At 47.3% G+C, this 12,810-nt stretch carries 14 protein-coding genes; 10 read left to right on the top strand and 4 right to left on the bottom strand.

The window, feature by feature from the left end:
* The 4 genes from DVH26_RS22275 (at position 1) to DVH26_RS22260 (ending at position 4,564) form a co-directional block, all read left to right on the top strand.
* Positions 1–840: a carbohydrate ABC transporter permease gene (locus DVH26_RS22275; RefSeq protein ID WP_379455177.1), complete on the top strand. Its 840-nt coding sequence runs from the start codon at positions 1–3 to the stop codon at positions 838–840.
* A 12-nt stretch (positions 841–852) separates the two neighbouring features.
* A complete protein-coding gene (locus tag DVH26_RS22270) occupies positions 853–1,887 on the top strand; it encodes a Gfo/Idh/MocA family protein (RefSeq protein WP_239625518.1) in 1,035 nt (344 codons plus the stop codon).
* Positions 1,871–2,881: an alpha/beta hydrolase family protein gene (locus DVH26_RS22265; protein WP_239625516.1), complete on the top strand. Its 1,011-nt coding sequence runs from the start codon at positions 1,871–1,873 to the stop codon at positions 2,879–2,881. The genes DVH26_RS22270 and DVH26_RS22265 overlap by 17 nt, the downstream gene beginning before the upstream one ends.
* Before the next feature lie 69 nt (positions 2,882–2,950).
* A complete protein-coding gene (locus DVH26_RS22260; RefSeq protein ID WP_239625513.1) occupies positions 2,951–4,564 on the top strand; it encodes a gamma-glutamyltransferase family protein in 1,614 nt (537 codons plus the stop codon).
* A gap of 47 nt (positions 4,565–4,611) precedes the next feature.
* Here DVH26_RS22260 and DVH26_RS22255 read toward each other — a convergent pair whose 3' ends face one another.
* From DVH26_RS22255 to DVH26_RS22245, 3 genes are all read right to left on the bottom strand, one after another.
* Positions 4,612–5,217 carry a V-type ATP synthase subunit I domain-containing protein gene (locus DVH26_RS22255; RefSeq protein ID WP_239625511.1) on the bottom strand — a complete coding sequence of 202 codons (606 nt, stop codon included), beginning with the start codon at positions 5,215–5,217 and terminating at the stop codon, positions 4,612–4,614.
* A 192-nt stretch (positions 5,218–5,409) separates the two neighbouring features.
* Positions 5,410–5,931, bottom strand: coding sequence for a DUF2812 domain-containing protein (locus DVH26_RS22250; protein WP_239625509.1), 522 nt, complete (start codon positions 5,929–5,931; stop codon positions 5,410–5,412).
* Positions 5,928–6,254: a PadR family transcriptional regulator gene (locus DVH26_RS22245; protein ID WP_239625507.1), complete on the bottom strand. Its 327-nt coding sequence runs from the start codon at positions 6,252–6,254 to the stop codon at positions 5,928–5,930. Before DVH26_RS22245 ends, DVH26_RS22250 begins: the two co-directional genes overlap by 4 nt.
* A 234-nt stretch (positions 6,255–6,488) precedes the next feature.
* Between DVH26_RS22245 and DVH26_RS22240 the strand changes: the two genes are divergently transcribed.
* The 6 genes from DVH26_RS22240 to DVH26_RS22215 all read left to right on the top strand — a co-directional run bounded on the left by DVH26_RS22240 (position 6,489) and on the right by DVH26_RS22215 (position 11,299).
* Complete coding sequence (locus DVH26_RS22240; RefSeq protein WP_239625504.1) at positions 6,489–7,955, top strand: hypothetical protein; 1,467 nt, start codon at positions 6,489–6,491, stop codon at positions 7,953–7,955.
* Between the two features lie 111 nt (positions 7,956–8,066).
* Positions 8,067–8,603, top strand: coding sequence for a hypothetical protein (locus tag DVH26_RS22235; RefSeq protein ID WP_239625502.1), 537 nt, complete (start codon positions 8,067–8,069; stop codon positions 8,601–8,603).
* A 14-nt stretch (positions 8,604–8,617) separates the two neighbouring features.
* Positions 8,618–9,121, top strand: coding sequence for a P-loop nucleotide/nucleoside kinase family protein (locus DVH26_RS22230; protein ID WP_239625499.1), 504 nt, complete (start codon positions 8,618–8,620; stop codon positions 9,119–9,121).
* 180 nt (positions 9,122–9,301) lie between these two features.
* Complete coding sequence (locus DVH26_RS22225) at positions 9,302–9,784, top strand: DUF2975 domain-containing protein (protein WP_239625497.1); 483 nt, start codon at positions 9,302–9,304, stop codon at positions 9,782–9,784.
* Between the two features lie 10 nt (positions 9,785–9,794).
* Positions 9,795–10,019, top strand: a complete 225-nt coding sequence (locus DVH26_RS22220; RefSeq protein WP_239625495.1) for a helix-turn-helix domain-containing protein — start codon at positions 9,795–9,797, stop codon at positions 10,017–10,019.
* 35 nt (positions 10,020–10,054) lie between these two features.
* On the top strand, positions 10,055–11,299 hold the full coding sequence (locus DVH26_RS22215; protein WP_239625493.1) for a DUF4153 domain-containing protein: 1,245 nt from the start codon (positions 10,055–10,057) through the stop codon (positions 11,297–11,299).
* A gap of 214 nt (positions 11,300–11,513) precedes the next feature.
* On the opposite strand, the gene DVH26_RS22210 is transcribed toward DVH26_RS22215, so the two are convergent.
* Positions 11,514–12,773 (bottom strand): cytochrome P450 family protein, encoded by a 1,260-nt coding sequence (locus DVH26_RS22210; RefSeq protein ID WP_239625491.1) that lies wholly within the window; start codon positions 12,771–12,773, stop codon positions 11,514–11,516.
* Positions 12,774–12,810: the final 37 nt, after the last annotated feature.

Below are 12,810 nucleotides of genomic sequence, written 5' to 3'. Positions count from 1 at the left end.
ATGCGGAAAAGCAATGCGCAAGCGATTCTGTATCATACCGTAATCAGCCTCCTGGCTCTCGTAATGATCTACCCAATCCTATGGATGGCAGCCAGCTCGCTTAAGCCGAGCGGCGAAATTTTCTCCACCGCCTACAATTTGATACCGAGCCGGCTGGAGTTCAGCAACTATATAGCCGGTTGGAAAGGCTTCGGATCGAACAGCTTTACCGTCTTTTTCAAAAATTCATTCATTATAGTGATTTTCTCCACGATAGGTGCGGTTGTCTCCTCAGCTTTGGTAGCTTATGGGTTAGCGCGTATCCCGTTTTGGGGAAGAACGTTTTGGTTCAGCTGTGTGATGATGACTCTCATGCTGCCACATGACGTAACGATTATTCCGCAATATGTGATGTTTTCCAAATTGGGTTGGATGTCGTCATTTAAGCCGGTTATTGTCCCTCATTTTTTCGGAACGCCATTTTTTATATTTCTGATCATGCAATTCATTCGGACAATCCCTCCCGAAATGGACGAGGCAGCGAAGATGGACGGATGCAGCAAATACACGATATTCTTCCGGATTATCGTTCCTCTCATCGTTCCTGCGCTCGTAACCGCTACGATTTTCTCGTTTTACTGGCGATGGGACGATTTCATCACACCTCTGCTTTACTTGAACAAGCCGCAGCTGTATCCGGTGTCACTCGCTCTCAAGCTGTTCCTAGATGCAGATTCCCTGAATAATTGGGGCGGGATGTTCGCCATGTCGACGTTATCGCTTGTACCGGTCGTCATCGTATTCTTCTTGTTTCAAAAATATATTGTGGAGGGCATCAGCACAAGCGGGCTGAAAGGCTGAGGAGGGAGAAGCGTGGGAACTGCATTTGCCATCATAGGATGCCGGCACGGGCATATTGAAAAGTTTATTCGGGAAATGCTGGAGCTGGGGAACCGCTGTGCGGGAATTTATGAGGTGGAGGAACCTTCACTGGCCAAAGCTTTTGCCGAAAAGCACCGGATTCCTTTAGTTGATGATGTGGATACGTTAATGAATCGGCTGGAGGTGACGATCATAGGAACTTCGGCCGTGAATAATGAAAAAATAGATTTAATCGAACTATGCGAAAAGTACGGGAAACACATCATGCTGGATAAGCCGCTGGTAACTTCCAGAGAGGGACTGGGTCGTCTAGAGTCTGTATTGGATCGCAATCGGATACAGGTAGGCATGCTGCTCACCTCCCGGGAACGAAGCTCCCTGTTTACGCTTAAGCAAAACATCGAAGAGGGCTATTTGGGAGAACTGGTTAGCATTACGATGCGTAAGCCTCATAAGCTGTCTCCGTCGGCACGAGCGCCCTGGCATTTTTCCAAGGAGCACAACGGCGGAATCATTGTGGATTTGCTTATCCATGACTTCGATATATTGCGATGGCTGACCGGTAGAGAGGTGCGGCAGGTCAGCAGTGTCATGGCCAAGAATATTTTGCCGGAGTATCCTGATTTTTACGATACGGCGACGGTTCAGGTTATAATGGAAGGGAGTCTTGTGGCTCAGCTGTATACAGACTGGCATACTCCTGAGCAATGCTGGGCTTTCGGCGACTGCCGGATCTTCGTTACAGGTACGAAGGGGAGCGCTGAGCTGAGATTATTCGGTGATCCTGCCGTCGAGATGGATGAATTGATGTTTGCTATGACCCATCAAGAGAAGTTCCATCGGGTCGATTTGGTCAAGGCTCCTGTAACGGTGATTGAAGATTTTTTGGACCGAATCGACGGCAGGCCGCACTTCATTACACATCAAGATCTGCTGCTCGCGAGTAGAGGGGTTCTTGATGCGGATGAACGTGCCGTTCTTCTAAACAATTTCAAGGGAGGCGAAGAGGATGTGGAATCCGGATGAGTACTTGAAGATGTTATACGACGGAATTAAGCCGGCAAGCCGGTTTTCGGGCAGCTCGGAGGATGAGTGGTTTGCATGGCAGGAAGGCTTCAGGAAGCACTTTGTTCAGTTAATGGGCGGTTTTCCTGAGCAGGCAGCCGATCTGAAGCCAACTTTACTGGAATCCGTCGACTGCGGAACCTATGTGCGGCAAAGAGTTCAAATTCAGACGTTGGAACAGCTATTTATGCCGATGTATGTGCTGATTCCTAAAGATGTAGAAGAGCGTCACCGGGCTGTCATCGCCTGTCACGGTCACGGTTATGGGAGCAGAGATATCGTGGGACTGAATCCGGACGGGACGGAAAAGACGGGAGATGCGGGATATCAGAAAAATTTTGCGGTAGAGCTTGTAAACCGCGGTTTTCTGGTCGTAGCGCCGGAGCTGTTCGGTTTCGGGGACCGGAAGCTGACGGAGAACGCCAAGGATGCGAATTCTTGCAACCGTATTTCCAGCTTTTTGCTTGCGATCGGCAAAACCATGGCAGGCTATAGAGTTTACGAAACGATGCGTTGCATCGACTATTTGCTTGCTAACCATGACGTGGATGAGAAGCGAATCGGCTGTATGGGCATCTCGGGCGGCGGACTGGTCTGCTCTTATACGGCTGCGGTCGATGAACGCATCGCTGCGGCAGTGGTCAGCGGCTTCACCAATACTTATGAGGCGAGCTTGTTGTCCATCCATCATTGTATTGACAATTATATCCCCGGATTGTCGTTAGAAGCGGAGATGCCCGACGTGATTAGCCTGATCGCCCCGCGGCCTCTTCTTATCGAAGCCGGAACAAACGACCGTATTTTTCCGGTACATGGAACCATGGAAGCGTATCGCAGGCTTGAAGCGATTTATCAGCTTCATGATAAAGGCGACCGGTTAGGTTTGGATCTGTTTGACGGAGAACACGAAATTTCCGGCAGGCTGGCTTATGATTGGCTGGCGGCTCATTTGTAGGCTTTCAATGGCTGCAATAGCTGGAACTGACCAACGGACGGCAAAGGCTACGAAAGGAGCGGCAAGTCTATGACGACATTCGATCCTCATTATTATCCCTATCCTTCCCGGCGAACGTGCACTTACGCTTCTCGGGGTATGGTCGCTACATCCCAGCCGCTTGCGGCGCAAGCAGGGCTAGAGATGTTAAAGCGCGGAGGCAATGCGGTCGACGCGGCACTCGCGGCGGCTATCAGCTTGACCGTGCTGGAGCCAACCTCCAACGGGATCGGCGGAGATCTCTTTGCTCTCGTATGGAGCGGCGGCAAGCTGCATGGTCTGAACGGCAGCGGACCGGCGCCTCAAGGGTTATCTATCGACGTGCTTAAAGCACGCGGCTATCAAACGATACCGACCTTCGGTATCGTGCCGTTGACTGTGCCGGGCGCGCCGGCTTCGTGGGCGGAGCTGTCGCGGAAGCTTGGCAGGCTTCCCTTTGCCGAGCTGTTTGGTCCTGCGATTGAATACGCTGAGAAGGGGTATCCCGTATCGCCGACGCTGGGTACATTATTCGAATATGAGTTTACCAAGTACAACAAGCTGGAAAAGGGTCCTGAGTTCGAGCAACTGTACACGACCTTCGCGCCGGATGGCCGATATCCTGTAACAGGCCAAAGCATACGATTGCCGCATCACGCTTCGACTCTTCGATCTATTGCGCAGTCGAATGCCAAAGCCTTTTACCATGGAGAGCTGGCTGAGAAAATAGATGCGTTTGTGAGGCAGCATGGCGGTTTTCTCACGAAGGAGGATCTTGCCGCTTTTGCCCCGGAATGGGTGGATCCGATACATGTGCGTTACCGGGACTATGAAGTATGGGAAATCCCTCCAAACGGACAAGGTATGGTTGCACTTATGGCGCTTAATGTGCTGAATCGATTAAACATAACGGGCCGAGACCAGCTGGATACGAATCACAAGCAGATTGAAGCCATCAAGCTGGCGTTTGCCGACGGCTTGGAATATGTGACGGATAGCCGGAACATGAAGGTCTCCACATCAGATCTGCTCTCCGATGCGTACGCGGAGGAACGAGCAGCCTTAATTGGTGACATGGCGCATGAACCGGTGCCTGGACAGCCGCCTCGCGGGGGTACGGTTTATGTGGCTGCAGCGGATGAGGAAGGCCAAATGATTTCTCTGATCCAGAGTAATTACATGGGCTTTGGCTCCGGGGTGGTTATTCCGGACACCGGCATTGCGATGCAGAATCGCGCAGCGGATTTTAGCTTGGATGACACTAAGGCTAACGCACTTGCTCCAGGCAAAAGAACATACCACACCATCATTCCCGGTTTTCTTACAAAGGGCGGGGAGCCTGTCGGTCCGTTTGGAATTATGGGCGCCTATATGCAGCCTCAAGGCCATGTACAGCTGATCATGAACACGATCGACTTTCATATGAATCCGCAGGCGGCGCTAGATGCGCCTCGTTGGCAATGGAAGCAGGGCAAGACGGTGGATCTGGAGCCCGGGTTTCCGGATCACCTCGCGCAGGCACTGCAGCGGAAAGGACACCATATTACTCGTAATCTGTCCTCTTTGAGCTTTGGCCGGGGACAGATCATTTGGCGCAATCCTGACGGACAAGGTTATGTAGGCGGCACCGAGTCCAGGACGGATGGGCATATTGCCGTTTGGTGAGAGGATTGTGGGATTACAAAAAAGGCCATTCCGCCGAAGGATGGCCTTTATTGCCGTTTCAATTGTTTGAGCATCACAATCCAGATTCTCAGACCTGTCACCCATAGTGTGAGAGCAGAGCCGAAACCGATAAAAGTAGACGTCGCAATCAGAGACACGTTGTTAACAGTAGCATTCATTGGTACAAAGAAAGTAATTACGCCCAAAATACAGAGGACGATACCTGTACCATAATAAAAGCGTACTCGGAACAATTGAGCTAGAGGAAAAAAGTGAATACCGACAATGATGGCCATGATAGGGAAGAAGAGTTCAAAATGATCAAGCATGTTACAAATTACACTTGCGATAAAGATAGCAAGTCCTTCCAGGCCAAAGATCAAGCCGAATTTTCGATTGATTTGTCGCCAATGTCCTCTTTCTTCCCGTGTAGTACTATTGTTCATGTTACGGGCGTTACCAAAAAGGGATACCGCTCCGCTAAGTAAGATTAACGTCATAATCCCCGAAAGAACAAGGAACCACGGACCTCCAAGTCCATTTGAACCGACAATGCCAATGGAAGCCCAGAGAGCCCCAAAAAAAGTCATGAACATAACACCATTCGCAGCACCAAATACTGCAGCCTTCGGTATTTTTGTTAAAGTACTCATTACATTTACAGACTCCTTGATCCATTTTTGTAAACCTTTACAGCTCAAAATAATTATACCATTAGGCTGCCAAGGATTCGAATGGCCTTAGTACTATTCATACTAATTTCAAACCAGTTCATATTGAACGCTTCAGCTGGATATTGTACTAAAATGAGGAAATCGATGTGTGCGGCTTTTGGAAGTGTTCAATCAAAAAATATCCTTTTTGGCTTGAAGTCTTTTATTTTCTCCAGTCAACCGGTATAAACTAATCCCAAGCAGGCTTAAGACAGGAATATACAGGAACAGCAGAGGAAAAATAAAATCATTAACAATGTTTGAAAGAAGAATTACGATTAGTGCGCAAAAAAGAGTTGTAAATACAGTGATGAGCCGTTTATTGCGGTCGATGATGGAGTCAATGTCAGTAAATATTTCCGGCTTCGTATCTTGATACGATTGTCTCCAAATATACCAGCCTGTATTATTGTAAATTGGTTCCCAGCCCGTATCTTCAAAAATACCCGAGTAATTCCGATCCGCCTTTGGCTGATAATCTATGCAATAGCTCATTTTCCTTGATGAGCCTTTTTCAAAGTGAAAGCGTAACCCGTTCCAGCTTACTCGAACCAAGTGCCAGCCGTCGGCTTCCATCTTCTCCAGCCACGCGGTTATGACCTCCGATTGAGAACCGTCCCACCATTTAAACACTTTTTTGGTTTCTTTCATCATAATGATCCCTCAGCTTTCTTCGCATTGTCGTACAACTCCGTGATTCTGGCGATCTCCAGCTTGAGCAGTTCCTTACCGGATGAAGTAATGTGATACAGCTTACGCCGTTCCTCTTCAGCTACTGCCTGAATTAAGCGGTCCTTCTCCATTCGCGATAAGCTTCCATAAATAGTTCCGGGGCCAAGATGAATTCGGCCTTGCGTTAGCTCTTCCACAAACTGAATGATGCCGTAGCCGTGCCGAACCTCGGTAAGGGAAAGCAAAATGTAATAGGCGGTCTCAGACATCGGCAAGTACTGACGATAGATCTTTTCGTTGTCCATACAATCTCCTTTATATTATATCAGTGTATGTTACATCATGCCTTGTTATATCGCATCTTGATATATCATGAAGTGAGTATATCACGGTGCGATATAGTGTGCAATAGGCGATAAAAATTTCACGGGTACTCCATCAATGAAACTTATGTTAAGATCGAATTAAGAAATTTTTTACAGGCGTGTTATCCCTAACTGATAAACTAACCGTACTCATATGGTAGAAAGGAAGTAACGATGGAAAAAGTAGTCCAGAATGTCAATTATGAGGATTTCGGTGCAATCGGGGACGGCGAGACAGACGATATGGAGGCAATTTGCGCTGCGCATGATTATGCCAATACGCATGGTTTGCCGGTAAAGACCAAACCTGATGCTACTTATTACATTGGAGCCAAAGCTTTGACTGCCGTGATTGAAACGGACGTAGATTGGAGCACGACACGATTTACCATCGACGATACGGTTGTAGACAATAACAAGCTTCCTTGTTTTCATGTAAGGTCTGTCCATAAACCGGTTGAACTGAAGATCCCGGCCTTGACCAGAGACCAGCAGCAATTGGATTTATCATTGGAAGAGAATTGTTATGTTATTGTAACCAATGCCAACGTGAAGAAATTTATCCGTTTTGGGTTAAATCAGGACAACGGGACTAATCAGACAGACTGTTTTATTGTGAATAAAGACGGTTCCATTGTTTCCCCCATTGATTGGGACTATGAGGAGATTACGAAGGTAGAAGCGTGGCCCATCGATAACTCCGTGCTGAAAATCAGCGGAGGCATTTTTACAACAATAGCGAACCGGGGAGAATCCAAATATGATTACTATGGCCGCGGGATCGATATTACTCGCTCCAATACTGTGATCGACGGGGTAGTCCATTATATTGCGGGCGAAGTGGGACATGGTTCTCCGTACAGAGGATTTTTAAATGCAATGCGTTGTGCTTATGTGACGATTCAGAACAGCTTTGTTAGCGGACATAAGATATATACTACCATTGGCTCTGCAGGTGAGCCGGTATCGATGGGATCGTACGATGTTCATGCAAATAGCGTAATTGATTTTAAGCTGATAAACTGCAGGATGAACAATATTACTGACCGGACCCGCTGGGGGGTCGTCGCTTCGAATTTTTGCAAAAATATACGAGTGGAAAACTGTGTCATCTCAAGGCTTGATGCGCATATGGGGGTATCCGGTACCTATACCATAAAAGACAGCTACATAGGATGGCAGGGTGTCAAAGCCATTGGCAGAGGATTGCTGACTCTTGATAATGTAATCTCATACGGACATTCTCTAGTGGAATTTCGGAATGATTATGGCAGCACATGGGAAGGTGACGTCATCATTCGGGATTCCAAGTGGATTCCATATAACGGCGACGCCCGTACTTCCGTGTTTGCCGTAAGAAATAACGGCATGCATGATTTTGGATATACATGCTACATGCCTCAGAATGTAGAGATTATCAACCTCCATATCGACGATTCGAACGTTCCGGGAGACGATGAAGGCTTTTATTTATTTTCCAATCCGTCTGACGACCAGAGTCAAGATACGGTCAAGCCCTATCCTTATGTATCCAGTAAAAAAGTCATTTGCCGCAACATCACTTCACAGAGCGGCAAGCAGCTGAAAATATGCCGAAATCCAATGCCTTTTGCAGAAACCGAGTTGATCATTACGGAATAATGCCAACAAACTCACGCGTTAATCGCGTGTTTTTGTTTTATCAGGTTTACCCAAACCTTCAATAAGTGGCCAAGGATTGCTCTACTAACTATTGAAACGAGGTGGAGGATCATGGAATACATCAGGGATTACGCCATGTACGTATCTGTATTCGGTATGTTTAGTTTTGTCTGGTTTGGTTGGGCACAAGAGCGTCCCAGACCAAGTTGGAGAATATATATTGGCATTGCATCCGGTATCGCGTTGTTACTTTGCTTAACAGGTGTCTATTTAAGCATTACGAACTGGGATGCGCCATCCGCTTTGAATGAAGTGTCCGCCTATCGTAATTATTTAATTTCGTTTTATGCCGAATGTATTGTGGCAGGTGCAGGTGCTTTTGTACTTACCAGATGGAAGCGAAAAGAATACATCGCTCCTTGGGTCGCTTTTATCGTCGGCCTACATTTTATTGGTCTGAAAAGTGTATTTGACGATCCCAGCTTATGGATTCTGGCAGCGCTAATGGTTGCCGTTTCGATAGCTGCCGTAGTTGTATCCCCTAAGCTCCAAGTAGCGAACAGCGCGATTACGGGAATTGGTGCCGGCACGGTTTTATTCGGCTTTGCCATGCTAGGTTTGAAACGATTTATGGCAGCGATGATGTAAAGGAGGCGGTCTTGATGCTCTATATTTTCAGCGGTTTGCCCGGCACTGGGAAATCCACGTTATCAGCAGCTTTGGCAGGAGAGCTCCGGGCCACCTATCTCCGGGTTGATGTCGTGGAGCAGGCTATGCGAGCTGCCGGAGTCTGGGTTGATGGTCCGGCGGGTTATATTGTATGTTACGAGATTGCATCACAGAATCTTAAGCTCGGCCTCGACGTAATAGCGGACACGGTCAATCCCATTCATGAAACTCGACGAGCCTGGCGAGGCGTGGCAGAGGATCTCGGAATTCCCTATGTCGAAATCGAAGTGGTCTGCTCGGATGAACGAGAACACAGGCACCGAGTCGCTACGCGAGCAACCGATATTCCCGGCTTTGTCCTGCCGACATGGGATGAGGTCAAGAACCGGCAGTACGATGATTGGGAGAGGGATCATATCGTTTTAGACACGGCACATCAAACCGTAGCCGAAAGCCTATTGGCGTTACGCGAACAATTGGATCGGTTGCGCAATTGAATAGTTTGTAGTGGAGTTGAGCATTTCTTTGTAAAAAAGGAATGCTTTTTTTTCTGTGCACAAAATGGTAGACATATTACAATAAAATAAAAATTGATCTAAAAACGGTAATTATTTATTGAATTACGATAAATACTATGCTAAATTATAAATCGTAAATAACTTTGTGAGGTGTATGTTATGAAACAAGGCTCAACCCTCTTTTTAAAGGCGGCTCTTATACTTATTGCAATTCCGGTGCTTGCTTTGTGTATATTCGCGGTGCCTGAGATCGGGAATTTTGCCGTAGAATTGTATCCGGACAGTCCTTATTTAAAATATCTCGTCTTGATCGATTTGTATGCAACGGCGGTTCCTTTTTACATTGCGCTGTATCAGTCCTTCAAGCTTCTTGGCTATATTGACAAGAGCAACGCCTTCTCGGATTTATCGGTTCAGGCATTAAAGAAGATAAAATACTGTGCAATCACATTCAGCGGCTTGTATGTGCTGGGTATGCCGCTCTTATATCTCATAGCAGAGAGAGACGATGCCCCAGGGATCATTGTTATCGGAATGGTCTTGATCTTTGCCTCCCTGGTGATTGCTGTGTTTGCCGCTGTTCTCCAAAGGCTTTTAAAAGAGGCTATTGACATAAAATCTGAAAATGATTTAACAGTCTGAGGTGAATACGATGGCGATTATTATCAATATTGATGTGATGTTGGCTAAGAGGAAAATGAGCGTTACCGAGCTTTCGGAGAGGGTGGGAATTACGATGGCCAATCTTTCCATATTGAAGAATGGTAAGGCAAAGGCGATCCGGTTATCCACGTTAGAGGCGATTTGCAAGGCTTTGGACTGTCAGCCTGGAGATATTTTAGAGTACAAAATGGACGAAGAAGACTCTCAAGAATAAAACAGGACTTATTAAGACAGTGGAGGAGGTATAGCATGGACGTTAGTAATTTTGTCATTAACCATTTGACGAATCCAAGCGAGTTGGAGAGTATGTACAGAAAAGATCCTGAAGCTTTTAAGAGGTCATTCACAGCCGCTTGGGCTCAAAACCCTAATTCGCAGGTTCTGGCCGTGTGGAACGAAAGATTGAATTTCAAGGAGACGACAAATACAGAAAAAGCTGCTCTGCTTCAAAAAGAATTCTTAATTATGGGCCTACTAGCCATTTTGGCCGGGCTTGTCAGCAGAATCATCTTTCATTATGCCGAACAGCAAGCCATAGCCCCGATTAACCTTGCTTTTGGAGTACTTCCTTTTATTGCAGCGTATTTTGTATACAATAATGCACCTCAAAGAAAGATACTATACATCCTTGGAGCATTGTTCTTAATCTCGGCATCCTATCTTAATATGCTGCCTCTGGAGAATAAAGACAGTATTATCCTGGTTTATCTCCATCTTCCCATTTTCTTATGGGTATTAGTAGGGCTTGCGTTTACAGGAAATGAATACCCAATAAGCAGAGCCAGATTAGCCTATCTCAAATTTAATGGAGAGTTCGGCATACTATACGCCAGTATGGCCATCTGTGGAATGCTGCTAACGGCATTAACCATGCAGTTATTTAGATTTGTCGGAATGGATATAACGGAATTTTATTTTAAAAATGTCGTTATCTTTGGCGCTGCCGCTCTCGCCGTTGTGGCTGCATATCTGGTGTCAAGGAACCTTAAACTATATAAAAATATAGCTCCCTATATAGCCAAAATATTTAGTCCTCTTGTATTGGTGACCTTGCTGGTATATCTTGTAACGGTTATTGCGGTAGGGAAAAATCCATTCCTGGACCGCGATTTCCTCCTGGCCTTCAATGGAATCCTTCTTAGTGTATTGGCGGTCACCATATTCTCCATTACCGAAAGAGAGACGGACGAGAAAAGGAACATTTCGGATTCCATCAATTTTGCCTTGATTATTCTTGCGCTGATCATAGACAGTGTAGCTTTATCCGCCATAGTGTTCAGGCTTTCCTCCTATGGGATTACGCCCAACAGAATCGCCGTACTAGGCGTTAACATCCTGATCTGGGCCAACCTGATTTGGATTATGCTCTCTTACATGCGGTTTCTGCAGAACAAAACCGGACTTACAGCCGTTCAGAATGCCGTTGCCCAGTATTTACCTGTATACGGACTTTGGGCCGCTTTCGTTACCTTTGTGTTTCCGTTCATTTTTTAATAATACGTATTTATATTACGATCCGATCTCCATCCTTGGGCAGGCCGATTTGATCACCGATATGCTGGTGAAAGGCGCAAAATAAGCTGCAGAGGCTGATTCGGCGCTACAGAATCGCCTCCGATTCGCAAGTATGCAAATAGCCTTAGCCGTTAGACGGCCAAGGCTATTTTTGCTGCCTGGTCTGTTATGCGTTACTAGGAATTGTACCCGTCTAAAAAGTAACGGGAAGGGACGCTAACCCCTGTGAAGATAATGCGAAGTGCCAAGCTACGTTATCACGGGGGATGCTAAGTCTCAAATTGGGCATGCGCCTTAGCAGGGTGGTGAAGGCAACGTCAGCTTCCACGCGAGCCAGCGGCGCCCCCAAGCACATATGAATCCCGTATCCGAAGGCGAGATGACGGTTCATGGTGCGAGTAATATCCAGCTCCTCCGGCTGGCTAAACTGGTGTTCGTCCCGATTGGCCGATTTCAGCAAAGGAATGACCATATCACCTTTCTTGATCCGCTGTCCGGCGAGTTCCGTATCTTCCGTGGCAAAACGCGGTCCTGACGCTGTGGCGGGACCATTGAAGCGCAGAAGCTCTTCGACCGCTGAGGGAACAAGACTAAGGTCCTTAGTAAGCCGCTCCAGCTGTTCGGGATGATCCAGCAGCATCAAGGTGCCGGTGGCTATCAGATTCGAGGTCGTCTCATGTCCGGCAAAGATCAAGAGAGAGATCATCGAGATCAGCTCCTCTTCGTTCAGGCGATCCCCTTCTTCCTCGATGGCGATCAACTGGCTGATCAAGTCATCGGCGGGATGCTGCCGTTTGTCAGCCACAAGCTTCGCCGTGTACATGCCGAAGGCTCGTAAATGCTCTGCAACCTCTGGCTCTTGCTTGCCAAAACCGAGACCGCGTGCGAGCGCACCGGACCATACATGAATTTGTTCCCGATCGGCTTGAGGTACTCCCAGCATTTCAGAGATGACATTGATCGGTAAAGGATAGGCGTAGTCTTTGACAATGTCCATCTCGCCACGAGCTTGCACCCGATCAAGCAATTCGTCGGCAATCTCCTGTACGCGCGGGCGTAAGCCCTCCATGAACTTGGGGGTAAAGGCTTTGGACACCAGTACCCGCAGCCGACGATGATCGGGTTCATCGACAAACAGCATGGATTTGCCGGTGAAAAAGGTAGGGGGAGCGGACGGATCCGCCTTGTCGGCAAGGCCGGCTCTGATGTCGTTGTTGCCGTCGATAGTAGTCGGATCTACGGTAAAGCGGGCATGGTCTTTGAGCACCTGCATCGCTTCCTCCATACGCAGAATCATCCAGGCTTGACCTGTACCGCCCATCGGATTTGGGATAGGTATCACCGACCCCATAGCTCGCATTTGTGCAAATAAGGGAAAGGGGTTCTTCACGCTTTCTTCACTGAATAAATTGAATGCTCCTTGCTCCGATATGCTGTGATCCGATGGATTCATGACGTTCTTCCTTTCTAGAGATGATTTAACTCCCCAA

The sequence above is a fragment of the Paenibacillus sp. H1-7 genome (assembly GCF_022354825.1).
Taxonomy (GTDB): Bacteria; Bacillota; Bacilli; order Paenibacillales; family NBRC-103111; genus Paenibacillus_S.
This window is presented reverse-complemented; position numbering and strand designations above follow the sequence as displayed.